Source organism: Microvirga zambiensis WSM3693, assembly GCF_016735695.1.
Classification (GTDB): domain Bacteria; phylum Pseudomonadota; class Alphaproteobacteria; order Rhizobiales; family Beijerinckiaceae; genus Microvirga; species Microvirga zambiensis.
In genome coordinates this window covers 1-24240 of the sequence record NZ_JAERQD010000059.1, presented here as the reverse complement: position 1 = coordinate 24240, position 24240 = coordinate 1, and the positions used below count along the sequence as shown (strand labels likewise).

The following is a 24240-nucleotide window of genomic DNA, read 5'->3' as shown; positions in this document are numbered from 1 at the left end:
CTCCTCCCCCTATAGTCCGCCGCGCCGCATAAGATCAAACCCATAGCGCGCAAGACAGGAGTACGCTGGCAGAATGGCCTCTTCACCCACCCTGGTCATCGGTACGCGGGGAAGCCCGCTCGCCCTCGCGCAGGCCCACGAGACGCAGGATCGGCTGGTCGCCGCCCATGGCTGGGGCGTCGAGCACCTGCCCCTGTCGATCATCAAGACCACGGGCGATGCCATCCAGGACCGGCCCCTCTCCGAGGCTGGCGGCAAGGGGCTCTTCACCAAGGAACTCGACATCGCGCTGCTCGACGGCTCCATCGATTTCGCCGTCCATTCCGCCAAGGATCTGCCGACGGGCCTGCCGGACGGCATCGTCATTGCCGGCTTCCTGCCGCGCGAGGATGTGCGCGACGCCTTCATCAGCCATCGCTTCAAGAGTCTCGCCGACCTGCCGCAAGGCGCCGTCGTCGGCTCGGCCTCCCTGCGTCGTCAGGCGCAGGTGCGCCGCCTGCGGCCGGACCTTCAGGTCACGCTGCTGCGCGGCAACGTGCAGACGCGCCTCGCCAAGTTAGAGCGCGGCGAGGTCGATGCGACGCTCCTCGCCCTGGCGGGCTTGCGGCGGCTCGGTTTGACGGATCACGTGACGACGGTGCTCGAAACGGACGATTTCCTCCCCGCCGTAGGGCAGGGGGCCATCGCCATCGCGATTCGCGCGGAGGATGCGCGGGTGCGCGAGGCGCTTCAACCCATTCTCGATCTCGCCACCGGCCATGCGCTCGCCGCCGAGCGGGCCTTCCTCACCGTTCTCGACGGTTCCTGCCGCACCCCCATCGCGGGCCATGCCCGTCTCGTCGGCGGCGAGCTCGAAATCCGCGGCCTCGTGCTGCGTCCCGACGGCTCCGAGAGCCTGGAGGTCGTTCGCCGCGGTTCGCCGGACAATGCTGCGGCGCTCGGGCGCGAGGCGGGAAGCGAGCTGCGCGCGCGCATGCCGTCCGACTTTCTCAAAGCCTGATGCAGATTCTCGTCACCCGCTCGCCCGATGACGCGGAGCGCACCGCCGGGAGGCTGGCGGCGCTCGGTCACGCGGCATGCCTTGCGCCGGTCACCCGAATCGTTGCGACGGGAGATCCCGCGCCCGAGGCGCGCTACGATGCGCTCATCGTCACGAGCGCCCATGCGGCGGATGCCCTTACTGATCTCGACCGGAAGAAGCCCGTCTTCGCCGTTGGCGAGCATACGGCGGAGGCGGTTCGCATGCGAGGATTTGCCGATGTGACCGTCGCGGAGGGCGACGCGGTGTCCCTGTCGCGGCTGATTCGCGGACATCTGCGGTCCGGCCTCGCGCTTCTCCACGTGACGGCGCGCCATCACAAGGAGGAGCCGGCTTCGTCCTTGCGCGCCGCAGGCTTCACCGTGATTCAATGGGAGGCCTACGAGGCGAAAGCCCTCGAAAGCCTGCCGGAGAGCGCCATCGAGGCGCTGCGCTCTGGCCAAATCGGCGCCGCGCTCCATTATTCCCGACGGAGCGCGGATCTCGTCGTCCGGCTGGCGGGGGAGGCGGGTCTCGCATCCGAACTCCGGACTTTCCCCCATCTTTGCCTGTCGGCCGACGTGGCCGCGCCCCTGGCTTCGACCGGCGCCGCAACCCTCGTGGCGGACGATCCCTCTGAGGACGCGCTTCTCGCGCTTCTCGATCGTCTCCCGTAACATCCGCCGGCGAATGCCGATCAGGTTCGAGAGAAGGAACGAAACGCTGCGCCCAAGCTTGCCTCAATTGCCGATCACATTGACCGTTTGACAATTTCGCCCCGAGCAAGAGTGACCCGTGACCGATTCATCCGATCCCCGACGTCCGAAATCCTCCCGCAAGAAGCACTCGCGCGAGCCGGCGACCATCGACCTGAAAGCCTCCGTGATCGACGACGGAGCAGCCCCGCCGACAAGCCCGAGCGCCGAGGCCCGGGAGACGCTGGGAAAGGACACCCTTGGGCCGGACACCTTTGGAATGGACACACTCGGAAAGGATACTCTCGGACCGGATCAGACCGGGCCGGACACGATTGCGGCGGCAGCTCTCTCGCCGGATCCGATCCCAGTGAGTGAAACGCCGGATGTGAAGCCCGATGAGACCACTCTCGGCGGCAGCGAGCAGACGGCCGAGGATCTGGCGGCGTCGCAGCAGGCGACCCTCGATTCCGGCATCGGCACCGACACGCTTCCCCTTGGCGCCTCCGCCGAGGAGGCTATCAGGTCGGATGCCACGTCATCCGATAGCTCTTTCCAGGAAGCTTCCACATCGCGCGAGGAAACCGTATCTCCGCCTCCTCCCCCTGAGCGGCGCGGTTCCGCCGGCGCCCTGATCGGGGCCGGTCTGCTCGGCGGCGTCATCGGCGCCGGGCTCCTCTATGGATTGCAGGCCATGCAGGGGGCGCCCGGCGACAGCCAGCCGGTGGAACTGCGCCTGGCGCAGCTCGAACAACGCATCGGCGCCGTGCGGCAGCCGGGTCCGCCTGGCCCTGTCCAGGGCAATATCCAGGCGCTCTCGGAGCGGGTCCAGACCCTGGAGACCGCGAGAGGCGAACTCAACCAGCGGCTCCAGGCCGTGCAGGGATCCGCCGAGCAGGCGGCCCGGCAGGCGCAGGAGGCCCTGAATCGCCCGGCGCCCGAGGCCCCGGCCCCCGCGCCCCAGAACGAGGCGGCGCTCACCGATCTCGGCAATCGCATTTCGGGCCTGGAAGGCCAGGTCCGCACCAATGCCGACAGTGCGACCAAAGCCGCCAATGCCGCGCAGGGGCTCGACGGCCGCGTCGCGGATCTCGACCGGCGCTTCGCCGACCAGGACCGCCGCGTCAGTGAGGCTGAGCGACGCTTCACCGATTTCGAGCGCCGGTTCACCGACACGGAGCGCCGCTTTGGTGAACAGGAGCAGCGGATCGCGGCCCTGTCGCAGCAGGCGGCCGAGAACGCCCGCAATGCCGAGAATATGGGCCAGACCGGAACCCGGGTCGTCCTGGCGGGTCGCCTGAACGATGCCCTGCACAACGGCGCGCCTTATGCGGAGGTGCTCGATGGCGTCCGCAAGGCCGGCACCGATCCGGCCCGCATCGCGGCGCTCGAACCCTTCGCAGGCTCCGGCGCACCCACCGCTGCGGCCCTGGCAAAAAGCTTCGAGCCCGTCGAGACGGCGATCCTGCGCGAGAGTCGCGGCCCGGCCGAGGGCTGGGCCGACCGAATCCTGCGCATGGCGGACCGGGTCGTGACCGTCAGGCCGGTGAACGAGCCCGGCTCGACGGGCACCCCGGCTCTCGTCGCACGCATCCGGCAGGCCCTGGAGCGGGGCGACGTGGCGGAGGCGGCCACCGCGTGGGAGGCACTGCCCGAGCCCTCGCGGCGGCTTTCGGAGGATTGGGGCCGGCAGGTCAAGGCGGTGGCGCAGGCGCAGCAGGCAGCCCAGGCCGTTTCCACTGACGCTCTCGCCACCCTCAACCGTACGACGCAATAAAAGGATCTGCCCAGCATGTGGCGCGCACTTGTCTTCATCGGTCTTCTCTGCGTCGCGGCCTTCGGCGCGGTCTGGCTGGCCGACCGACCGGGCACGGTTCTGATCACCTTCGGCGGCTACGAGATCCAGATGTCGATGGCGGTGGCCGCCATCGCGCTGGCGGGTCTCGCCCTGGCCCTCGCCCTGCTCTGGTCCCTGGTGACGGGCCTGCTCCAGCTTCCCTCCCGGATGACCTTCGCCTCGCGGGCGCGGCGCCGGTCGCGGGGCTACCAGGCGGTCTCCCGCGGCATGGTCGCCGTCGGTGCCGGCGACACCATCGCCGCCCGGCGTTATGCCAACGAGGCCGAGCGCCTTCTGGGGCGGGAGCCCCTGACCCTGTTGTTGAAGGCCCAGGCCGCCCAGGTCTCCGGCAACCGCGAGGCCGCCGAGGCCGCCTTCACGCAGATGATGGAGGAGGACGAGACCCGGGTGCTGGGCCTGCGCGGTCTTTTCGTCGAGGCACGGCGGCGGGGCGATATTCCATCCGCCCAGCAATATGCCTCCGAGGCCGTGCGGCTCGCGCCGGCCGCCGCCTGGGCGAGCGATGCGGTGCTCGAGGCGCGCTGTGCCGATCACGACTGGCGCGGCGCCCTGGAGACGGTCGAGCGGCGCACCTCCCTTGGCCTGCTCGACAAGGCGACGGCCCGGCGCCATCGTGCGGTCCTGCTCACCGCGGATGCCCTGGAGCGGGTCGACCATGATCCGGACGGCGCGCTCCGCAGCGCTCAGGACGCAGTGAAGCTCGCCCCCGACCTCGTGCCGGCGGCGGCGCTTGCCGGCCGGCTCCTCTCGCGTAAAGGCGATCTGCGCCGCGCTGCCAAGGTGGTCGAGGCCGCCTGGCGCAGCCAGCCGCATCCCGATCTGGCGGAGGTCTATCTCAATCTTAGGCCCGGCGATTCCGGGCTCGACCGGCTCAGGCGCGCCGACACCCTCGCCCGCCTGTCCAGCCATGCGCCGGAGGGACGCCTTGCGGTTGCCCGCTCCGCCCTCGAAGCGCGGGAATTCGACCGCGCCCGCGACGCGCTCGAGCCGCTCCTGCAGGATCGGCCGACCATGCGCGTCTGCCTCATCATGTCCGATCTGGAGCAGGCCGAGCACGGCTCCACCGGCAAGGGCCGCGAATGGCTCGCCCGCGCCACCCGCGCGCCGCGCGATCCGGCCTGGATCGCCGACGGGGTCGTCTCGGACCATTGGGCGCCGATCTCGCCTGTGACCGGGCGCCTCGATGCCTTCGTCTGGCAGGCGCCGCCGGACGTTCTGATCGCACCCGAACTCACCCTGCACGACGACGTGACCGCCGATCTCGACGACGAGCCGAAGCCGCTGCCCATCCCTCCGGCGCGAGAACCCGTCGTCACGACTTCGATTGAACCGATCGCCGAGCCAGTCGCGCCGCCTTCTCCGGCGGCCTCCGTGGACGAGCACGAGGTCCAGGTCGAGGCCGTGAGGGAAGTCATGAACGAGCCCGCGAAGGAGGGTGCAGGTCCGCCGCCGCCCGAGCCGGTGGTCTTCCCGGCCACACCGCCGGACGTGCCGAAGCCGGAGAAAGAGGCGGCCGCGCGCCGCAGCGCTTTTTCGGTCTGGTAGAGCCGTTAGTCCCTTACCCTCCCTTGCCAAGCGCCAGGTGAGAGGGTAAGAGGGCGGCCTCTCGGATCGCAGGATTGCGATGCCGCAATAGCTCAGCTGGTAGAGCACCTCATTCGTAATGAGGGGGTCGGGGGTTCGAATCCCTCTTGCGGCACCATCTCCCGGCTCTCTGCCGATGCTTCGAGATGCCGGTTCCTAAAAATCGAAGATCGGAAACGCGGGCTTCCCGGGATCTGTCCCGGCGCATTGCGTCCCGTTGAGACGAGGCGCCTCAATCCGCCGCGAGCCTTCGCGTTCAGACAACAGCGTCCGGCGGAATTACGGGGTGCCCGCCTCAATGAGCTGATGCTTGCTTGCAATCGCAGCGACCTCAGCCCTGACGCGCCGCATGATCTCCATCGCCATCGGCGTCAAGGTGCGCCCTCGTCGGGAAATGACGTAGACGTGACGCCATGCGGTCGGGTCATTGAGAGCCCGGAAGCGCAGAGTCTGGTTTCGGCTGTTCTCGATCGACAGGGCCGGGGCCGTTGTTATGCCGATCCCGCTCTCGAGGAGAGCCCACAAGGTCGTATTGGTCGAAACTTCGAACCGGGGAGCGATCACGGATTGAGGAAGATGGGAGATCTGGCGAATGATCGGTCCGGTTGCGGTGTCTGATGTCAGACCGACGAAGTCATACCCATTCAAATCAGCCCATTTCAGCGCCTTCTTGGACTTGATCAGCGGGTGATCGTTGCGCGCGAGAAGTCCCATCTGATCGCGAAACAGGGGGCGGAAATCGAGATCAGTGTCTTCTTCGTCCTTGCTCCCGAAACCGAAATCGACTTCGTTCTGCCTCACACGGCGGCGGACATCCGCCGAGTTGCCGTCGCGAAGCTGCACATGAAGGCCCGGATATTCGGACAGGAGCCCACCGAGAACGCGCGGGATGATCCGCGTTGCAACCGAATGGACGACGGCGATGCCAACCCGCCCTTTTCGCGCAGATGCCGTGACGCGGATGTTCTCGAGGGCGAGATCGAAATCGACGATGAGGCGCTCCGCGACCGGGAGAAAATCTTCTCCTTCGGGGGTCAAAAGAACATTGCGGGTGGTTCGGTCGAACAGGCTGCATCCGACGATGTCTTCCAGTTGCTGGATGATCATCGTCAACGACGGCTGTGATGCATGAAGCGCGATGGCAGCCCGCGTAAAGCTGCGATGCTGAGCGAGGCTTAGGAATGCCCGCAGATGCTTGATCGTTACATTATAGCTGACATGCGGATGCACATTCGTTTCGCTTGAAGTCGGTGTTTTGTGCATCGTGCCTCCAATCGAATACTGCGACGACCGATTAATAAATATCTCTTATTAATCCTCCAAACATTTCAATTTGAATAATTCGCCGGCGTCAAGTTTCATCGAAGCCAACGGAGCGCGGCGTTCAGCAAGTCGACCGCAGACGTTCCGCTCGGAAGAGGGAATCGAGATGCTGAATTATCTGACTGCCCGCCGCACGGCGGTTGCTTTAGCGTCTGCGTTATTGTTGGCGCCGGTAGGATTGTCCACCTCGGCTTCTGCAGCGGCGATCGTGATCGGATCCGAAGGCGCCGTGCCGCCGCTCGATCCACACCGCATGACCGGGACGCCCGGTCTCAGAGTGATCGATGCCATCTTCGACCCGCTCATTCGCGAAGACCTGAGCAAGCCGACCGAGGTCGCGCCCGAGCTGGTGGGAGCCCTTGCCGAGTCCTGGTCCGTATCGCCGGACGGCCTCACCTATACGCTGAAGCTTCGCCAAGGTGTCACGTTCCACGATGGAAAGCCCCTCGATGCAGCCGCGGTGCAGCTGAACTTCAGCCGCATGATGGACAAGGACTCGCCCGTATACGACACGCGTGCCGGCGGGAACATGACGTTCCTGACGAGGTGGATCAAAAGCACGTCGGCTGTCGATGCATCGACGTTCCAGATTATTCTCAAGGAGCCTTTCTCCGGGTTGCCGCGCCTGTTGAGCGATCGCCGCGCCAGCATCGTCAGCCCCAGCGCGCTCGAGCAGAACAAGGGCGATCAACTCGGTCTTCGCCCTGTCGGCACGGGACCTTTCACGCTTCAGGCATTCCAGCAGGGCCAGCAACTCAACCTGGCTCGCAACGCTTCCTATTGGGGTCACAAGCCCGGGGTCGATCAGATCGTCATCCGTCCGGTCACCGATCCAACCGCCATGGCGATCGGGATGCAGACGGGTCAGATCGACATCATTCCGAGCGCGAGTTCGCAGCAGGTCGCTCAGCTCAAGGTCGATCCGAGCTTGCAGGTTCAGTATCCCGAGCCTGCCAACCAATATTTCGTGCGCCTGAACGCCCGCTCCGAGTTGACCAAGAACCCGTTGTTCCGCCAGGCACTCAATCATGCAGTCAACCGCGACAGCCTGGCAGCGCTGCTCGACGGTCAGGTTACTCCCGCAATGGGACCCGTTCCCCTCGGCAATGAATTGCCCCGCGACCGGACGGCCAACCCATACCGCTACGATCCTACGAAAGCGAAGGAGCTTCTGAGCGCGGCCGGAATCTCAACGCCGGTTGTTCTCAAGCTCCTGGCGCCGAACAGCGGGCCCGGCTTTGGACAGGCCGCCCAGATCATCGCGCTGCTGCAGCAGGATCTGAAAGCCGTCGGCATCAACCTGCAGCCGCAATTCCTGGAGTTCGCGACACTCGTGACCACCGAGGGCCCCGGCTACAAGGATGATGTGCAGGGCTCCTTCAACGGATGGACCACCGGCGCTGACAGCACCTATTGGCTGGAGCGCATGTTCAGCGGTTCGCAGCAACCGCCAAGCGGCGTGAATCGCGGCTGGTACAACAATCCCGAAGTTGACGCTCTCTTCACATCGGCCCGATCGGAAGCCGATGAGGCCAAGCGGAACGACCTTTATCGTCAGGCCGCGGATCTGATCGCGAAGGATGCTCCCTGGATCTTCCTCTATCAGGACAAGCTGCCGCGAATTCTCCGCGCTCGTGTCACGGGCGTCGTTCCGGCCCGCTCCGTCTTCTTCGACTATTCGAGGATCGGGGTGCGCTGACATCCCGCTCGTCCGACGTTCTTTCCGGAATTCAAAAAGGAGTCTGTCACATGATGCTGGGTTGGCGCGCACGAATTGGCCAGATGAGGCCTGCCACTGCAATCGAGGGTGCCGAAGAGTGGCGTAGCGTTGCACCTGTCGGAGTCGCGTTCGCCGATGCGCGCACGATCGTGCCGCGTGTCGACGACGAAGGCCTGAAGGTCATGATGAGCCAAGTGCTCGAAGCTGCACGCCAGCTTGCGACCGCCAAAGTCGATCTGATCGTCCAATGCGGCGCACCGGGGACCTTCCTGCGGGGTCCGGGCCACGACGAAGAGGTCTGCTCCCAGATTCAGGAAACCACCGGCATTCCCGCCATCACCATGATGGGCGCCCAGATGGACGCCTTGAGAGCGCTCGGTGCCAAGACCGTGGCCGTCGCAACCATCTATTCCGATGAGGTCAACCGGAAGATGGCCAATTACATGGAGGCCTACGGCTTCTCCGTAAAGTCGATGATCGGGCTCCAGATCACGGACCCGTTCGAGGCCAGCGTTCATGATGCCGATAGTGCCTATAGGCTCGGTAAGCAGGCGCTCAAGGAAGCAGGCAAGGCCGACGCGATTCTCATCTCATGCGGCACCTATCGCACCTTCGCGACGCTGCCTTACCTGGAAATGGACACGCGCACCCCTGTCGTGTCGAGCAATCAGGCGACGCTCTGGCGCGCTCTGCGGGCCTGCGGGCTGTCCGACCAGATTCCCAATCTCGGGAAGCTTTGGACCGTAGCCTGAGTTCAGCTCATCCGAGGGAATGAACGATGACAGCGATCACGCAAGCAGCTCCAGTCACGAACCGCGCCGGCAGCGCGCTCTTGAAGCGCGTGCTGTCGAATGCCTCCCTGACTGTCGGTCTCGCCATCATCGCCACCATCATCGTTCTGGCCCTCTTTGCCGATTGGATCGCGCCATTCGATCCCCTCCATGTGGATCCGTTGGCGCGATACCAGCGTCCCTTCTCCGGTTGGCATATCCTGGGAACCGACGAACTCGGTCGGGATATTCTGAGCCGTCTGATCTATGGCGCGCGTTTCGCATTGCTCGTCGCAATCCTTCCCACCGTGATCGCTCTGCTGATCGGCGGCGCGATCGGGCTTTCCGCCGGTTACATCGGTGGGATCTGGGATAGCGTGGTCATGCGCGTCTTCGACGTCATGTTTGCCTTCCCGGGCATCCTGCTCGCGCTCGGCATCAGCGCCGCCCTCGGTCCCGGCCTCAATTCGATGATCATTGCAATGGTCGTCGTCACGATTCCCGCCTTTGGGCGGATCGTCCGTGGCGTCGCGTTGGGGATCAAGGAGGAACTCTACGTCGAAGCGGCGCGCACGCTCGGCTACAGTCACACGCGCATTGCCCTCCGCCACATCCTGCCGAACGTCCTCGGCCCGGCGGTGGTGTACGGAACGCTGCAAACCGGTCGTAACGTGATCCTCTCCGCCAGCTTGAGCTTTCTCGGCCTCGGCCCGCAGCCGCCGACGCCGGAATGGGGGCAGATGCTCTCGAGCGGAAGAACCGCCATCGCAACGGCAGCGCATGTGGCGACAATTCCCGGACTGGCGATCGTCTTCCTCGCCGTCGGCTTCAACCTGATCGGCGACGCGGCGCGGGACATGCTGGATCCCCGATTCACCAAGGATCGGAGCTGACCGATGATCTCGTTCATCCTCAATCGCGCGCTTCAGATCATCCCTGTGATCATCGGGGTGACCCTGGCGACCTTCCTGCTGGCGCAGATCATTCCCGGCGATCCGGCCGACGTCCTGCTCGGAAGCATGGCATCGGAGGAGGCAAGGCAGCAACTGCGCCTGTCCCTGGGGCTGAACGAACCGATCTATGTTCAGTACGCCATCTATCTGAAGAATCTCCTTCACGGTGATCTGGGACAATCTTTCACCTTCGCGCAGCCCGTCACGCAGGTCATCGTCGAACGGCTGTTCAACACCTCCCTCCTGGCAATCGCGGCCATCATCCTTGCATCTGTCGCCGGCGTCGCCGCCGGAACCTGGGCCGCCCTGAAGCCGGGTTCCCTCAGGGATCAGGGATTGTCCGTCGTCGTGCTGTTCTTCAACAGCATGCCGTCCTTCTGGCTCGGTCTTGTCCTCATCCTGACCTTCGGCCTCCATCTGCGGCTTCTTCCCGTCGGCGGGATGCAGGGCGCGACCGGCAGCAGCGGCATTGGAAGCATGGTTGCTCACATGGTGCTGCCGACCATCACGCTCGCGGCCTGGTCTCTCGCCGTCATCGCCCGCATGACACGGTCCGCCATTCTCGACGTGATCAACAGCGACTACATCCGCACGGCCCGGAGCAGAGGCGTCGGTGAAGCCCGCATCGTGCTCCGTCATGCGCTTCCGAATGCCATGCCATCCGTGATCACGGTCATCGGCATGCAGATGGGCTTTCTCTTGAGCGGCGCGGTTCTGACGGAGACAGTGTTCTCCTGGCCCGGGATCGGCCTGGCCATGTTTCAGGCGATATCGACGCGCGACATTCCTCTGATCCAGGGAGGCATCCTCGTCCTCGCCGTCGCCTTCGTCCTGATCAACTTCGCGGTCGACATCCTCTACGCCTACTTCAACCCGAAGGTAAAGCTGGCATGATGATGTTCACAAAACCACATCCGGCTCAGACGATCCGCTCCAGCGACGCGGTATTCGAGGTCAAGGATCTGGGCGTCGCCTATGGTCGCGATGCAGCCTCGGTCCAGGTCGTAAACGATGTCTCCCTGTCGGTCGGGCGTGGCGAAGCTCTAGGTGTCGTCGGCGAGTCGGGATGCGGCAAGAGCCAGACCATGCTCGCGGCTCTCGGTCTCCTGCCCCGTGGCGGACGCATCACCTCGGGTCAGGTTCTGCTGGAAGGTCGTAATCTGGTCGATCTTTCCCCTCGTGAGATGCGGGCGGTTCGCGGCAGCGGCATTGCGCTGATCTCCCAGGACGCTCTGACCTCCCTGAACCCCGCGATGACCATCGGCACGCAGATGGCGGAACCGATGATTCACTATGGTGGAATGTCCCGCTCGGCGGCCCGGACGCGCTGCATCGAGCTCCTCGATCTCGTCGGAATTCCCGGAGCAGCCACCCGGCTTGCGAGCTATCCTCATGAGCTCTCGGGCGGCATGCGTCAGCGTGCGCTCATTGCGATGGCGATCAGCGCCAACCCCAAGGTCCTCATTGCGGACGAGCCGACCACGGCTCTCGACGTGACCACTCAATCCCAGATCCTGCGCCTGATCGATTCTCTGCGCAAGGAGCTGGGAATGGCACTCATTCTCATCACTCACGATCTTGGTGTAGTCGCCGGGGTCGCGGATCGCGTTGCAGTGCTTTATGCCGGCCGCGTCGTCGAAACCGCCGAAACGGAAACGCTGTTCGCAAGCCCTCGGCATCCCTACACGAAGGCGCTTCTCGACACGATCTCGCAGCTTGAGGACGAAGTGTCTGAGCGGCTGAACCCGATCCCAGGTCTCCCGCCGGATCCGCGAAACCCGGTCCAGGGATGTCCCTTCAATCCACGCTGCGACTATGTCCGCGACGTATGCCGGGCCGAGCTGCCAGCTCTCGCGGACAGTGTGGAAGGGGGACGCCACCCCGTGCGGTGTCACGTCGATCCGTTTGTCGGGCTCTCCCTCACGATGGCCAGTGGAGGAGCACGATGAGCGCTCCAGCGATTCAGCTAAAAGATGTTTCCGTTCGTTTTCCGATCCGCAAAGGCATCCTTCGTCGCGTTGCGGGCGAGGTCCACGCCGTCGATTCCGTCTCTTTCGATATTGCTGAAGGCGAGACAGTCGGCCTCGTGGGTGAGAGCGGCAGCGGCAAGAGCACGACAGGTCGTGCACTGATCGGTCTTGCACCGCTTGCCGGTGGGACCGTCGAGTGCTTCGGCCGCGATCTCAGGGCGCTGAGGCAAGCGCACGGCGCTTTGCCCCGCATGTCCCAGATCGTGTTCCAGGATCCCTATGCGAGCCTCAATCCACGCATGACGATCGGTGAGACCCTCAAGGAGGTGCTCGAGGTCCACGAACTCGCCAAGGGGCACGATGCCGACCAGAGGGTCGGTCGTCTCCTCGACGATGTGGGGCTTCGCCGCGATCTGGCCGAGCGTTATCCGCATGCGCTATCGGGCGGGCAGCGTCAGCGGGTTGCCATTGCACGGGCGCTCGCCATCGAGCCGAAATTCATCGTGCTCGACGAGGTCGTCTCCGCGCTCGACGTGAGCATTCAGGGCCAGATCGTCAATCTCCTTCAGGACCTGCAGCAGGACCGGGGGCTGACCTACCTCTTCATCACCCACGATCTGAGCATCGTTCGGCATGTCTCCCACAGCATCGTCGTCATGTATGGTGGGCAGATCATGGAGAAGGGACCGCGAAAGAGCATCTTCTCCGCGCCTCTGCATCCCTATACCTCGGCCCTGCTCTCCGCGGTGCCGGTTCCCAATCCGAGAATCGAGCGCATGCGTCCCCGGATCGATGTGCGGTCGGAACCGCCGGATCCTTCCGCGCCTCTGCCGGGATGCCGCTTTCAGAAATCCTGCCTGTTCGCCACCGAGATCTGCCGGACCAGTCGGCCTCAGCTTCGTTCCATGACAGGTCGCGACCCCGACCATCTTGCCGCCTGCCATCACATGCAAGAACCGCACGTGCGTGAAGCGCTCTCGCGTGCGGCACAAGGAGCCGTATCTTGAATCCTTTTGAAGCCAACCGCGATACTACGTTCACATCGTTTGTCGATGGTCAGAAATTGCTGGTTCAAGGCGAGCCGCTCGCGCTTGTCGATCCCTCGACCGGTAAGGTCTGGGCGCGTTCCTGTGTCGACGACAGCGCCGTCGAGCTGGCTGTCGAGAGCGCATCGATCGCCTATGCGAGCGCCGCATGGGCCGAACTGGCGCCGGCGGAGAGAGCGGCTCATCTACGCAAGCTCGGCGACCTTATCGCCAGCAATGCGGAGGCTCTCGGCATGCTGGAAAGTCTGGCCAACGGGAAAAGCCATGCGGCCACCGCTGCGGAAATGCGTGCCACCGCGCAATGGTATCATTTCTACGCCAGCGCGCTGGAAACGCATGACGACGTCCTGCGAACGGTGTCCCGTACCATGGAAGCGCGGGTCATCCGCGAACCCGTCGGCGTCGTGGTCGCCATTACTCCGTTCAACGGAGCGCTCTCTCTGGGCTCCTGGAAGCTGGCACCGGCTCTCGCCATGGGCAACGCGGTCATCCTCAAGCCGCCGGCCGACGCGCCGGGATCCAGCATCATGCTTGCGGAGCTCGCGCTCCAGGCCGGGTTCCCGAAAGGCGTCGTCAATGTCGTCATCGGCGATGCGGTCGTGAGCGAGAAGCTTGCAACGCATCCCGGGGTCGCCATGGTGAGCTTCACCGGCAGCACCGCGACGGCTCGCGTCCTCGGCGCCAAGGTTGCGGGCGGCATGAAGCGCTTCGTCTGCGAGGCGGGCGGAAAGTCGGCGCATATCGTCTTCGAGGACGCTGATCTCGATTCGGCCGTGATCGCTGCCACGCAAGGGGCTTTCTCAGCCACGGGACAGACCTGTGTCGCCGGCTCCCGCGTTCTCGTGCACGCCTCACTGTATGACGCTTTCGTCGAGCGCTACATCGCCTCGGCGCGCCGTATCCGAATTGGACATCCCGCCTCCGCGAGAAGCCATATCGGGCCTGTCGCCTCGAGGCGCCAGTACGACCGGATCAATGCCTACATCGCCGAGGCCGTTGCTGCCGGCGGGCGCGTCGTCCTCGGAGGCGGCGTTCCGTCGGTGGATCCGGAGCTGTCGGACGGTTTCTGGATCGAGCCCACGATCATCGTGGACGTGACCAGCGACATGCGCATCTGTCGCGAGGAGATCTTCGGCCCGGTCGTGACCGTGCAGAGCTTTCAGACCGAGGACGAAGCCATCGCCATCGCGAACGGTGTCGAATACGGCCTGGCCGCCGGCTTCTGGACAAAGGACCTTCATCGCGCGCGCCGGGTCTCCAGGCGCCTTCAGGCCGGCACCGTGTGGGTCAACACTTACCGCGCCATCAATCTGCGCGTGCCGTTCGGCGGCTTCAAGCAATCCGGCCTCGGTCGCGAGAACGGTCTCGAGGCCCTGGATGAATTCTCCCAGATCAAGGCCGTCGTTACGGATTACGGCCCCGCCGCCGATCCGTTCGCCCATTGAATTTCCAGGATTAGGAAAGGACCTGAAATGTCTTACTCACTGGCACGCAAGCCGATCGTCGTCGACGCGCTGCAGTACAACAAGCCGGAGCGCGCCCGGTTCAAGGAATGGATCGAGGGTGGTATCGGGTGCGTCCATGTCACGCTCGCCATCTGGGAGAACGCCCGCGAGACCCTGACCGCAATCGGCGAATGGAACCGGCTTCTCGAGCAGAATAGCGACCTGATCGCACTGGCGACGACTGCCGAGGATATCGAGCGGATCGCAGCCTCCGGCCGGACCGCGGTGGTCTACGGCTTTCAGGATACGTCACCCTTCGAGGACGATATCGAACTCGTCGAGATCTTCTATCAGCTCGGTGTTCGCATAGCCCAGCTCACCTACAACGTTCAGAACAGGGTTGCCTCCGGATGCTGGGAGCCCGACGAGAATGGCGTTTCGAAGTTCTTCGGCCGCAATGTCATTGCCGAGATGAATCGCCTCGGCATGCTCGTGGATGTCTCGCACTGCACCGAGCGCACCTGCTTCGATGCCATCGAGTATTCGTCGCGTCCCATTGCGATCACCCATGCCAACCCGTCGGAGTTCGTGGGCACCGATATCGAGTTGAATCGTAGGAATAAATCGACGCCTCTGATCAAGCGCCTTGCCGAGACCGGCGGCGTGCTTGGCTTGAGCATGTATCCTAAGATCATGCGCGACGGCTCGAACTGCAGCCTCGATACCTTCATCGACATGATTTCGTGGACTGCCGACCTTGTCGGCGTCGATACGATCGGCTTCGGCACTGATTATTACGACGGATGGCCGGAATCCCAGATCAAGTGGTGGCGCGCCGGCCGGTGGTCGCGGGAAAGCGCGATCCCGATCAAGGGATTCTCCGCATGGCCGACTTGGTTCAAGTCATCCGTCGACTTCCCGAATATTCTGGAAGGAATGGAGAAGCGCGGCTTCTCCAGCGAGGAAATCGCAAAGATCGCAGGAGGCAACTGGGTCCGGTTGTTCAGGGACAGTTTCGTGCCGGCTCAAATGCCGGCCGCTGCAAGCGCCGCTTGAAATTCTAACCGCTTGTTAATCGGATGTGACCCGTCGAAGATGGGTCACACACGCGATCACGGAGGATTTTATGGGACAGGTCGACAGCACCATTCCGATTTCTGTAACATCGGCACCGACATGGCGCAGGGTGCGCGCTTTCTATCCCGTAATATCCCTCTTCGTGCTTCTTGGAGCGTGGCAGGCCGGGGTCATGCTGTTTCAGCCGGCGCCTTATCTGCTGCCTCCTCCGATGGCCGTGGCCAATGTCATCGTCAGCCAGTTTCCATCGTTGGTCTATCATTCTGGCGTCACCGCCTTCGAGACGACCCTGGCCTTCGTCTTCAGCATCCTCGTCGCGATGCCGATTGCTTTTCTCATCGCGCGATTCCGCTGGTTCGAAGAGACGGTGTATCCGCTGCTGGTCGTCAGCCAGGCAGTACCGAAAGTCGCTCTTGCTCCGCTCATCCTGGTTTGGCTCGGCTTTGGTCTGAGCACCAAGGTGATGATCGGTGTCCTCGTCGCATTCTTCCCCGTCATCATCAGCACGGTGGTGGGTTTGAAGAGCGTCCCCAAAGACATGGTCTATCTGGGGCGCTCCATGGGTCTTTCGGCACAGGACATGTTCCGCAAGATCTACTTTCCCTTTGCGCTTCCGAGCATCTTCGGTGGACTGAAGGTCTGTATCACTCTGGCTGTCGTGGGCGCCGTCGTCGGCGAATTCATCGGCGCGGACAAGGGACTCGGCTATCTCATCCTTCTGGCAAGCGGGCAGATGCAGACCGCTCTGATGTTCGCAGCCCTCATTTTCCTCGTCCTGATCGGAGTGGTGAGTTTCGCGCTCGTGCAATGGGCGGAGGCGCGCCTCATGCCATGGCACAGCTCCGTTCGGCAGGATGCAGGGCATTGAGGACAGGGGAGCACATGATGGGTAAGCCAATTCGCATCGAGCACGTGACCAAGAGCTACAAAGGTTTGGAAGCGCTCTCCTCCACCTCTCTCCTGATCGGCGAGGGGGAGTTCGTATCGATCGTCGGACCAAGCGGCTGCGGCAAGAGTACGCTTCTGAGAATCGTGGCCGGACTGGATACACCGACAAACGGACGGGTCTCCGTCGCGGACCGGGTCGTGACGAAGCCCGAGACCGATATCGGCATCGTGTTCCAGAGCCCGGTCCTTCTCGACTGGAGAAGCGTTCTCGACAACGTCCTGATCCAGGCGGAGGCGCGCAAGCTTCCTCATGACGTGTATGCCGCCCGCGCACGGGATTTGCTGGCGGCCGCAGGCCTGAAGGGTTTCGAGAGCGCCTATCCCTATCAGCTCTCCGGTGGCATGAGCCAGCGCGTCAGCGTGTGCCGGGCTCTCGTTCACAATCCGTCACTTCTGCTGATGGACGAACCCTTCGGTGCCCTCGACGCTCTGACCCGTGACCAGATGATGGTGGATCTGCAGAAGCTCTGGCTTCGCTCCCGCCCCACCGTGGTCTTTGTCACCCACAGCGTTCAGGAAGCAGTCTTCCTCTCTGACCGGATCATCGTGATGGCGCCGCGTCCGGGCCGTGTCGAGGCCGTTCTCGACGTGCCGCTTCCGCGCTCCAGACGTCTGTCCATGAGAGGAACGGCCGAGTTCAACGCGATCGTCGACGAGATCCTGCATCATTTCCAGCGGATGGGTGTGATCCGCGATGATGATGGCGAAACCCCGGACAACACCACCATGGAGATGGCGCTATGAAAATCACATCGCGGATTGCCCTGATTGCGACGGTTGCGTCGTTTCTCGGCACAGGCGCCGTACAGGCTGCCGACAAGCTCAGCATACGTCTCGACTGGAGCTGGTGGCCGGGACAGACTCCCATGCTGGTGGCCAAGGAGAAGGGCTTCTACAAGGATGCCGGGATCGACATCGAGATCCAGCAGGGTCAGGGATCGAAAACCACGACCCTCGTCGTCGGCGAGAGCCGGGAGCCCATCGGACATGCGAGCCTTTCGACGGCCGCTCAATCCATCTCGGCGGGCGTTCCGATCACTGTCGTGGCCGGGTTCTGGCAGAAGGGACCGATCTCGCTGATCTGCTCGGGCGAGGATGTGAAGAAGCCTGCGGACGTGAAGGGTAAGCGCGTCGGCTCCACTCCGACCGGTTCGGACGGACAGGTGCTGCCGGCTTTCCTGCGGGCCAACGGCCTCGATGTCAAAGATATCTCGCTCGTCAACATGCCGGGTGATGCCAAGTTCGCCGCCATCACGTCCGGGCAATTGGATTGCATCAGCGGCGACGATTACTATTACGGTCCCCAATTGATCGCTCAGGGCAAGAAGATCTCGATTCTCCGGTATGCGGATTGGGGCGTCACCAATCTCAGCTTTGGAATCATCGCCAACAATTCCTTTCTCAAGGACAAGCCTGACGTCGTTCGGCGCTTCCTGGACGCGACCAGGAAGGGCCTCGACTACACGCTGGCGAACAAGGATGAGGCCATTCAAATCTTCCTGAAGGTGACGGGAAACACGCAGCCTGCGATCTTCCACAAGAGCGTATTGGAAGCCTATGAGAGCTCGCTCCATACCGGCGCGACACAAGGAAAACCTGTCGGTTGGATGGCTTCCGAGGACTGGGACGCGATGAACAAGACCCTCGAGCAGTACGGCGGCATGACCGGTCGTAAGGATCCCAGCACGTACTTCTCCAACGATTATCTGCCCAAATAGCGCGGATGTCGGGGCTGCCGCGGCAGCCCCCCGCAAGATGAAAGCGCCGTGCGCCTCGTGAGAGGTGATCGGTGAAGCATGCCAGGATGAGAGAGATGCCAAACACGACGAATACGCCGATCCACCGCTTCGATGCGATCGTGGTTGGCGGTGGTCACAACGGGTTGATTGCAGCCGCCTATCTCGGGCGGGCTGGACTCCGTGTGGCCGTCCTCGAAGCCAGGGCCAGCCTCGGAGGTCCCTGCGGAACCTTCGAATTCATGCCTGGCTATCGCACGGCCTTCACCAACTCGCCGGGAAGCTTCGAACCACGCTTTCTTCAAGAGCTGAATCTGGAACAGTTCGGCCTGCGGTTCGTCCGCACCGATCCGACCGTCGTTCATCCCTTCCCCGGCGGGTGCTTTCTGGGGTGGCGGGATCGCGAGAAGATCGCCGCTCAGCTGAATGCCTATGCGCCCGGGGAGGCGGATCGTTACTTCAACCTCCTGAATTCTCTCGAGGAACTGGCCCGTCATCTGCGAACGTCGCTCTTTCAGCCCTCGCCCGACCTTCTGTCGATCGCCAAGACGCTGCCGAAGGCACAGGAGGCCCTGTTCAACAGAGTCTTCTTCGGCAGTCTTCGCCAGCTTCTGGATGAGGAGTTGAGGTCGGAGGAGGCGAAGGCTCTTCTCGGCATGGTCGCGTTGAATGCGACGCTCACGCCTCCGTCGGCACCCGGTACGGCTGTCGGGCTGATGCTGAGGCCGTTGTCCCTGGCGTCCTCCCCCGCTCTCGATGCGGACGATCCTCGCCGGGCCGCCCTGCGGGGCTCGACGGGGCTTCCCGTCGGAGGCATGGGCGCAATCGTCGACGCTCTCGAAGCGTGCTGCCGATCCTACGGCGCCGTGATCGAGACAGATACGCCCATCGCGAACATTCTGCATCGGAATGGGCAGGTCGTCGGAGTCGCTGCCATGAACGGCGATGAATATCATGCACCGGTCGTCGTTTCGGCGATCAATCCGCGCAGCCTCTTCACCGAACTTTTGGACGACGATGCTGTCGGAGCCGACCTTCGCGGCGCGGTTTCTGCCGTCCCGATGCGTGGATCGGCTTTCAAACTCGTCCTCGCTTTGGATGGCGTTCCCGACTATGCGGGGCTTCCTTCCGGCATCGATCCGAAGCAGCTTGCCGGAGTTCAGTTCCGCATAGCGCCTTCGCTTGCCTATATCGAACGCGCCGTTGCCGAGGGACTGGCCGGTATCTCCGCCCGCGAACCCATCATGTGGGGGCTCATGCCGACGGTGACGTCGCCGGATCTTGCCCCGCAGGGGCGGCATCTCCTGAGCGTCAATGTCTGGCATGCGCCTTATGAGTTGCGTGACGGGAGCTGGGATACGGAACGGGACGTGTTCGGCAATCGCTGCATCGACGTCCTGTCGGACCTCATGCCGGATCTACGCAGCCATATCGTGGGTCATCGCTTCGTCGACCCCGTCGAAATGGAAGGCGAGCTCGGCCTGGTGCAATCGCATATCACGCATGGTGACATGCTTCCCGGCGCTCTGTTCGGCGCGAGGCCTCACCATTCCATTCACAATTACCGAACCCCGCTGAAGGGCCTTTACCTGTCAGGAGCAGGGACGTGGCCAGGCGGATACGTCACGGGCATTCCCGGCTTCAATGCCAGCAATGCCGTACTCGAAGATCGCGCGCAGATGCGTGCGAGTGCATAAGGAGGCAGCCATGGAATTTCTCGTCAACATCAAGCTTCGCTGGTCGGAGGATATGGATCCGGACCTGAAGGAAAGGGTCATCAAGGAAGAGCGTGCTCATGCCGCCGATCTTATCAAGCAGGGGCATCTGGTTCGGATGTGGCGCGTTCCATGCCGCTTCGAGAATTGGGGTATCTGGCGGGCAAAGGATGCAACCGAGCTGCACGACATCATCACCGGGCTGCCTGCCAATCCGTGGATGCACGATATCGTCGTTCATCCCCTGGCCAGACACGCCGTCGATCCGACGCCCTATCATGGATGATCGCACGGATTCCGGGCGCCGGTATTAGAGCGATTTAGCGCGATGGATGGATTGCCGACGCCGCAGCGTCGCTGGGCCATGACGGCGGTGACAATCGCCATCGTCATGGCCGTTCTCGATGGGGCGCTGATCAATCTAGCGCTTCCGCTGATGGCACAGGACCTCGGCGCGAGCCCATCCCTGGTTGTTTGGGTCGTCAGCTCCTACCAGCTCGTCATCACCGTTTCCCTGTTTCCGTTCTCGGCCCTTGGAGATCGGATCGGCTACAGCAGGGTCTTCATAGGAGGGATGCTGCTCTTCACGGCTGCGTCCCTCGCCTGTGCGCTGGCTTCATCCGTCTACTCGCTCATCGGCGCGCGCGTTCTGCAGGGCCTCGGCGCGTCCGCCCTGATGAGCGTGAACATAGCGCTCATACGCTACATCTATCCGAAGCATGCGCTCGGGCGCGGGATCGGATACAACACGCTGATCGTCGCTCTCTCCGCCACCGCGGGTCCTTCCATCGCGGCAGCGATCCTTGCCGTCGCGCCATGGCCATGGCTGTTCGGCATCAATGTGCCTTTGGGGCTTGCAGCTTCGGCGATCGGAATTCTCGCTCTGCCGAAATCTCCTCTGCGCAAGCAGAGCTTCGACATGTCGGGTTCGATCCTGAGCGCGATCACGATCGGAATCCTCGTCATCGCGGCCGATGGAATGGGCTACGACGGAAAGAGCAGTCTCTGGATCTCGATGCAGGCCTTCGTGATCGTCGCGCTTCTCGTCTGGCTGTATTTCGATCAGCGCCGAAAAACGAACCCTGCTATCCCGTTGGATATCCTCCGCATTCCAAGCGTCGGCTTATCGTCGCTCACCGCGATCCTCAGTTATGTCGTGCAGAGCCTCAGTTACGTCGGCCTGCCGTTTCTGTTTCACTCCATCATCGGCTTCTCGGTTCTGGAGACTGGCCTGCTGATGTCCGCATGGCCATTGGCGCTCGCCCTCGTCTCGCCCGTGGCTGGCCGCCTGTCCGACCGGTTCTCGGCGGGGAGGCTCGGCACCCTCGGATTAGCGCTTCTGTGCCTGGGTTTGACCATGCTCCTCCTGATGCCGGATCAGCCATCTGTCGCCGACGTCTTCTGGCGCATGGGATTGTGCGGGCTCGGCTTCGGACTGTTTCAGGCCCCCAACAGCAAGGCGATCATCGTCGGCAGCCCGCTTCACCGCACGGGCGCTGCAAGTGCGCTTCAATCGGCGGCTCGCCTCTTCGGTCAGACCCTGGGCGCTGCGCTTGTCGCGAATATGCTGAAGCAGCCGCTGGAGGCGGCCGCTACCGAGATTCTCTTCATGGCTCTCGCCTTCTCCATCGCCGGCTGCATGGCCAGCTCCCTGCGGATTGTTGTGAAGGATAAACCCGCTTGATAATGTCGATGCTTTAGGAACGACGACCTATGCGGCTTCCTTCTTTGACGGCTCTGCGGGCGTTCGAAGCTCTCGGCAGGACAGGAAGCATCCGCGCCGCCGGCGAAGAGCTCGCCATCAGCCCAACCGTCGTCTCGCGGCACATTCAGAACCTGCAGGCCGATCTTGGCGTAACCTTGGTGGAGCACAAGGGCAGGGGAGTCGTTCTGACCGAGGAGGGCGAGCAATACCACAGGCAGGTCTGGCAAGCCTTCGATCTGCTGCGCCAGGCAACGCAGGGAACCAAGACGACGGGTCAGAAAGGGCTCGCGATTTGGTGCATTCCGGGCCTCGCGACGGTCAAACTCCTGGCACGGTTGCCGGAGCTCGAAGCCCAGCTGGGCGGCGGCAACATCACCCTGCAGCCCACCTTGTCTCGTCCAGATTTTTCGCGGGGCGATGCCGATGCGGAAATCGTCTATCTGAACAATCCGCCCCATGAGGGCGACCTTCGCGCGGAACAGCTGTCACATCCGCGAGTCTTTCCGGTTGCGAGCCCGGCCCTGTTGGCTCGCTTCCCCGCCATCACGTCGCCATCCGATCTGCTGAGGCTTCCGCTGATCCACGAGGATTCCACGGCTCAGTGGGAGACCTGGCTCAGGCATGCGGGCGTCACGCATATTCCCATTCTTCAGGGACCTCGACTCTGGCACGCCCATTTGGCGATCGAGGCCGCCAAGATCGGTCAAGGAATTGCGATCGCCAATGCTCTTCTCGTCGACGACGACTTGAGGCTTGGGCGTCTCGTCGAGGTCGTGCCGTCCGAAATCTATCTCGGATCCTATTACCTGATCGCGCCTCACAACAGGTGGGCTAACCGGTCGGTTCAGATGCTCTTCGACTGGCTTGTGCAGGTCTTGCGGCCAGGCAGAGCCCCGATTGCTGCACCAGATGCAGCAATCGGGGCCAAAGAAGCTGATTGTTGAGCAGGGCTGAAGATCGTTACCTCGTGTCACGCACGCAACGAGGTTCCTATGACGACAAATGCCGACCTTCTCGCCCGCCGTAACGTCGCCGTCGCCCGCGGCATCGGGCACACGACGCCGATTTCCGCCTCGCGGGCCAGCAATGCGGAAATCTGGGATGTCGAAGGCCGCCGATATGTCGACTTTGCCGGTGGGATTGCCGTGCTGAACACCGGCCATCGCCATCCGAAGGTCGTGGCTGCGGTCAAGGAGCAGATGGAGCTGTTCACGCATACCTGTTTCCAGGTGTTGATGTACGAACCCTACATTGCACTGGCCGAGCGCTTGAATGCCCTTGCTCCGATCGCCGGCCCTCTCAAGTCCGTCTTCTTCACGACGGGAGCCGAAGCTGCGGAAAACGCAGTGAAGATCGCCCGGGCGGCGACCGGACGCTCGGGCGTGATCGCCTTCACCGGCGGGTTCCACGGCCGCACCGTCATGGCGTCGGCCCTGACCGGGAAAGTGGTGCCCTATAAGAAGGGGCTTGGGCCGGCCTTGCCGGAGGTCTGGCATGTTCCGTTTCCGACCGCTCAGAACGGCGTCAGCTCCGACGACTCCCTGAAGTATCTGGACTTCATCTTCAAGGCGGATGTCGACCCTTCCCGGATCGCAGCCATCATCGTCGAGCCCGTGCAGGGCGAGGGTGGATTCCATCAGGTTCCCGCAGATCTCATGCGCTCCCTTCGCGCCGTGTGCGATCAGCATGGCATCGTACTCATCGCGGACGAGGTTCAGACGGGCTTCGGGCGCACCGGCAAGATGTTTGCGATGGAGCATTACGATGTGTCGCCGGATCTCATATGCGTAGCGAAAAGCCTGGCCGGCGGCTTTCCGCTCTCCGGTGTCATCGGCAAGGCGCCCATCATGGATGCGGCGGATCCCGGCGGCCTGGGCGGTACCTATGCCGGCAACCCGCTCGCCTGCGCGGCCGCACTGGCTGTCCTCGACGTCTTTGAGCAGGAAGAATTGCTGGAGCGCGCACAAGCCCTCGGCCAGCGGCTGCGATCCTGGCTGGAGCGTGCCAGGAACCGCAACGACCTCCTGCCGATCGCCGACATCAGGGGGCCGGGGGCCATGGTCGCCTTCGACATCGTGACGGATCGCAGCACCCGCGAGCCGGACGCTGCGGCCACCAAGCGCGTCATCCAGCGGGCACATGAAAGCGGCCTGATCCTTCTCTCGTGCGGAACGAATGCCAATACGATCCGCATCCTGGTGCCTCTGACCGCAGAAGATGCGATCGTCGACGAGGGATTGGAACTCCTCGGGCAGGCACTCGCGGCCTAGATAAAAAACGGAGTCTCACCCATGACCGCGCAGTTGCAGCCTGTTGAGCGCCGCGTTGTTGATCTGCGGGATCCGTCGCTGCTGGTGGAGAAGGCCTATGTGGCGGGCGAGTGGGTCTCGGCCGCGGACGGGCGCAGCTTCGCCGTCACCGATCCCTATGACGGCGCCCCGATCGCCGATGTGCCCTCCCTCGGCGTCGAGGCGGCGCGGCGGGCGATCGATGTGGCGGCTACGGTGCAGAAGGACTGGGCCCGCCGCACCGCCAAGGAGCGCAGCCGCATCCTCAAGGCCTGGTACGACCTGATCGTCGCCAACGCCGACGATCTCGCCCTGATCCTGACCACCGAGCAGGGCAAGCCGCTCTCGGAAGCCAAGGCCGAGGTGCTCTCGAACGCGGCCTATATCGA

At 63.4% G+C, this 24240-nt stretch carries 22 protein-coding genes and 1 tRNA gene; 22 read left to right on the top strand and 1 reads right to left on the bottom strand.

Annotated features, from left to right (window positions below; translation table 11 throughout):
- The first annotated feature begins 73 nt into the window (after window positions 1-73).
- The 5 genes from hemC (at window position 74) to JKL46_RS28130 (ending at window position 5273) form a co-directional block, all read left to right on the top strand.
- Window positions 74-1000 carry a hydroxymethylbilane synthase gene (gene hemC / locus JKL46_RS28150; RefSeq protein ID WP_201839673.1) on the top strand — a complete coding sequence of 309 codons (927 nt, stop codon included), beginning with the start codon at window positions 74-76 and terminating at the stop codon, window positions 998-1000.
- The gene (locus tag JKL46_RS28145; protein WP_201839647.1) at window positions 1000-1695 is read left to right on the top strand and encodes a uroporphyrinogen-III synthase; all 696 of its coding nucleotides are present in this window, start codon (window positions 1000-1002) and stop codon (window positions 1693-1695) included. The genes hemC and JKL46_RS28145 overlap by 1 nt, the downstream gene beginning before the upstream one ends.
- 118 nt (window positions 1696-1813) lie before the next feature.
- Window positions 1814-3490, top strand: a complete 1677-nt coding sequence (locus JKL46_RS36670) for a mitofilin family membrane protein (protein WP_201839640.1) — start codon at window positions 1814-1816, stop codon at window positions 3488-3490.
- 15 nt (window positions 3491-3505) lie between these two features.
- Window positions 3506-5116, top strand: coding sequence for a heme biosynthesis protein HemY (locus JKL46_RS28135; RefSeq protein WP_201839638.1), 1611 nt, complete (start codon window positions 3506-3508; stop codon window positions 5114-5116).
- A gap of 81 nt (window positions 5117-5197) precedes the next feature.
- Window positions 5198-5273: transfer RNA gene (locus tag JKL46_RS28130), tRNA-Thr, on the top strand.
- A 161-nt stretch (window positions 5274-5434) separates the two neighbouring features.
- Here JKL46_RS28130 and JKL46_RS28125 read toward each other — a convergent pair.
- A complete protein-coding gene (locus JKL46_RS28125; protein ID WP_201839636.1) occupies window positions 5435-6418 on the bottom strand; it encodes a LysR family transcriptional regulator in 984 nt (327 codons plus the stop codon).
- A gap of 166 nt (window positions 6419-6584) precedes the next feature.
- Between JKL46_RS28125 and JKL46_RS28120 the strand changes: the two genes are divergently transcribed.
- The 17 genes from JKL46_RS28120 to JKL46_RS28040 all read left to right on the top strand — a co-directional run.
- Entirely contained in the window at window positions 6585-8177 is a 1593-nt protein-coding gene (locus JKL46_RS28120) for an ABC transporter substrate-binding protein (protein ID WP_210381496.1), read from the top strand.
- A 50-nt stretch (window positions 8178-8227) separates the two neighbouring features.
- Window positions 8228-8950 carry a maleate cis-trans isomerase family protein gene (locus JKL46_RS28115; RefSeq protein WP_246529581.1) on the top strand — a complete coding sequence of 241 codons (723 nt, stop codon included), beginning with the start codon at window positions 8228-8230 and terminating at the stop codon, window positions 8948-8950.
- Window positions 8951-8976: 26 nt separating this feature from the next.
- On the top strand, window positions 8977-9861 hold the full coding sequence (locus JKL46_RS28110) for an ABC transporter permease (protein WP_201839631.1): 885 nt from the start codon (window positions 8977-8979) through the stop codon (window positions 9859-9861).
- A 3-nt stretch (window positions 9862-9864) separates the two neighbouring features.
- A complete protein-coding gene (locus JKL46_RS28105) occupies window positions 9865-10815 on the top strand; it encodes an ABC transporter permease (protein WP_201839629.1) in 951 nt (316 codons plus the stop codon).
- Entirely contained in the window at window positions 10812-11870 is a 1059-nt protein-coding gene (locus tag JKL46_RS28100) for an ABC transporter ATP-binding protein (protein WP_246529580.1), read from the top strand. The genes JKL46_RS28105 and JKL46_RS28100 overlap by 4 nt, the downstream gene beginning before the upstream one ends.
- Window positions 11867-12898 carry an ABC transporter ATP-binding protein gene (locus tag JKL46_RS28095; protein ID WP_201839626.1) on the top strand — a complete coding sequence of 344 codons (1032 nt, stop codon included), beginning with the start codon at window positions 11867-11869 and terminating at the stop codon, window positions 12896-12898. The genes JKL46_RS28100 and JKL46_RS28095 overlap by 4 nt, the downstream gene beginning before the upstream one ends.
- On the top strand, window positions 12895-14382 hold the full coding sequence (locus JKL46_RS28090; RefSeq protein ID WP_210381495.1) for an aldehyde dehydrogenase family protein: 1488 nt from the start codon (window positions 12895-12897) through the stop codon (window positions 14380-14382). Before JKL46_RS28095 ends, JKL46_RS28090 begins: the two co-directional genes overlap by 4 nt.
- A gap of 27 nt (window positions 14383-14409) precedes the next feature.
- Window positions 14410-15438, top strand: a complete 1029-nt coding sequence (locus JKL46_RS28085) for a dipeptidase (protein ID WP_201839623.1) — start codon at window positions 14410-14412, stop codon at window positions 15436-15438.
- 70 nt (window positions 15439-15508) lie between these two features.
- Window positions 15509-16327: an ABC transporter permease gene (locus tag JKL46_RS28080; RefSeq protein ID WP_201839620.1), complete on the top strand. Its 819-nt coding sequence runs from the start codon at window positions 15509-15511 to the stop codon at window positions 16325-16327.
- Between the two features lie 17 nt (window positions 16328-16344).
- Entirely contained in the window at window positions 16345-17151 is an 807-nt protein-coding gene (locus tag JKL46_RS28075; RefSeq protein ID WP_201839738.1) for an ABC transporter ATP-binding protein, read from the top strand.
- The gene (locus tag JKL46_RS28070) at window positions 17148-18125 is read left to right on the top strand and encodes an ABC transporter substrate-binding protein (RefSeq protein ID WP_201839612.1); all 978 of its coding nucleotides are present in this window, start codon (window positions 17148-17150) and stop codon (window positions 18123-18125) included. The genes JKL46_RS28075 and JKL46_RS28070 overlap by 4 nt, the downstream gene beginning before the upstream one ends.
- Window positions 18126-18220: 95 nt before the next feature.
- Window positions 18221-19840, top strand: a complete 1620-nt coding sequence (locus JKL46_RS28065) for a phytoene desaturase family protein (protein ID WP_201839599.1) — start codon at window positions 18221-18223, stop codon at window positions 19838-19840.
- Between the two features lie 10 nt (window positions 19841-19850).
- Window positions 19851-20144 carry a muconolactone Delta-isomerase gene (locus tag JKL46_RS28060; protein WP_201839597.1) on the top strand — a complete coding sequence of 98 codons (294 nt, stop codon included), beginning with the start codon at window positions 19851-19853 and terminating at the stop codon, window positions 20142-20144.
- A 42-nt stretch (window positions 20145-20186) separates the two neighbouring features.
- Window positions 20187-21542 (top strand): MFS transporter, encoded by a 1356-nt coding sequence (locus JKL46_RS28055; RefSeq protein WP_201839595.1) that lies wholly within the window; start codon window positions 20187-20189, stop codon window positions 21540-21542.
- Between the two features lie 29 nt (window positions 21543-21571).
- Window positions 21572-22507: a LysR substrate-binding domain-containing protein gene (locus JKL46_RS28050; RefSeq protein ID WP_201839584.1), complete on the top strand. Its 936-nt coding sequence runs from the start codon at window positions 21572-21574 to the stop codon at window positions 22505-22507.
- 48 nt (window positions 22508-22555) lie between these two features.
- On the top strand, window positions 22556-23833 hold the full coding sequence (gene gabT / locus JKL46_RS28045; protein ID WP_201839578.1) for a 4-aminobutyrate--2-oxoglutarate transaminase: 1278 nt from the start codon (window positions 22556-22558) through the stop codon (window positions 23831-23833).
- Window positions 23834-23854: 21 nt separating this feature from the next.
- Window positions 23855-24240, top strand: a 386-nt coding sequence (locus JKL46_RS28040) for an aldehyde dehydrogenase family protein (RefSeq protein ID WP_201839574.1), incomplete at its 3' end; no start/stop codon positions are given.

What these genes read in the sequence shown, in the direction of transcription:
- JKL46_RS28135 (WP_201839638.1), top strand. Translation starts at nt 3,506, where the DNA reads ATGTGGCGCGCACTTGTCTTCATCGGTCTTCTCTGCGTCGCGGCCTTC.
- JKL46_RS28105 (WP_201839629.1), top strand. Translation starts at nt 9,865, where the DNA reads ATGATCTCGTTCATCCTCAATCGCGCGCTTCAGATCATCCCTGTGATC.
- JKL46_RS28110 (WP_201839631.1), top strand. Translation starts at nt 8,977, where the DNA reads ATGACAGCGATCACGCAAGCAGCTCCAGTCACGAACCGCGCCGGCAGC.
- JKL46_RS28125 (WP_201839636.1), bottom strand. Translation starts at nt 6,418, where the DNA reads ATGCACAAAACACCGACTTCAAGCGAAACGAATGTGCATCCGCATGTC.
- hemC (WP_201839673.1), top strand. Translation starts at nt 74, where the DNA reads ATGGCCTCTTCACCCACCCTGGTCATCGGTACGCGGGGAAGCCCGCTC.
- JKL46_RS28100 (WP_246529580.1), top strand. Translation starts at nt 10,812, where the DNA reads ATGATGATGTTCACAAAACCACATCCGGCTCAGACGATCCGCTCCAGC.
- JKL46_RS28055 (WP_201839595.1), top strand. Translation starts at nt 20,187, where the DNA reads ATGGATGGATTGCCGACGCCGCAGCGTCGCTGGGCCATGACGGCGGTG.
- JKL46_RS28070 (WP_201839612.1), top strand. Translation starts at nt 17,148, where the DNA reads ATGAAAATCACATCGCGGATTGCCCTGATTGCGACGGTTGCGTCGTTT.
- JKL46_RS28120 (WP_210381496.1), top strand. Translation starts at nt 6,585, where the DNA reads ATGCTGAATTATCTGACTGCCCGCCGCACGGCGGTTGCTTTAGCGTCT.
- JKL46_RS28050 (WP_201839584.1), top strand. Translation starts at nt 21,572, where the DNA reads ATGCGGCTTCCTTCTTTGACGGCTCTGCGGGCGTTCGAAGCTCTCGGC.
- JKL46_RS28060 (WP_201839597.1), top strand. Translation starts at nt 19,851, where the DNA reads ATGGAATTTCTCGTCAACATCAAGCTTCGCTGGTCGGAGGATATGGAT.
- JKL46_RS28085 (WP_201839623.1), top strand. Translation starts at nt 14,410, where the DNA reads ATGTCTTACTCACTGGCACGCAAGCCGATCGTCGTCGACGCGCTGCAG.
- JKL46_RS28075 (WP_201839738.1), top strand. Translation starts at nt 16,345, where the DNA reads ATGGGTAAGCCAATTCGCATCGAGCACGTGACCAAGAGCTACAAAGGT.
- JKL46_RS28095 (WP_201839626.1), top strand. Translation starts at nt 11,867, where the DNA reads ATGAGCGCTCCAGCGATTCAGCTAAAAGATGTTTCCGTTCGTTTTCCG.
- gabT (WP_201839578.1), top strand. Translation starts at nt 22,556, where the DNA reads ATGACGACAAATGCCGACCTTCTCGCCCGCCGTAACGTCGCCGTCGCC.
- JKL46_RS28145 (WP_201839647.1), top strand. Translation starts at nt 1,000, where the DNA reads ATGCAGATTCTCGTCACCCGCTCGCCCGATGACGCGGAGCGCACCGCC.
- JKL46_RS28080 (WP_201839620.1), top strand. Translation starts at nt 15,509, where the DNA reads ATGGGACAGGTCGACAGCACCATTCCGATTTCTGTAACATCGGCACCG.
- JKL46_RS28115 (WP_246529581.1), top strand. Translation starts at nt 8,228, where the DNA reads ATGATGCTGGGTTGGCGCGCACGAATTGGCCAGATGAGGCCTGCCACT.
- JKL46_RS28065 (WP_201839599.1), top strand. Translation starts at nt 18,221, where the DNA reads ATGCCAAACACGACGAATACGCCGATCCACCGCTTCGATGCGATCGTG.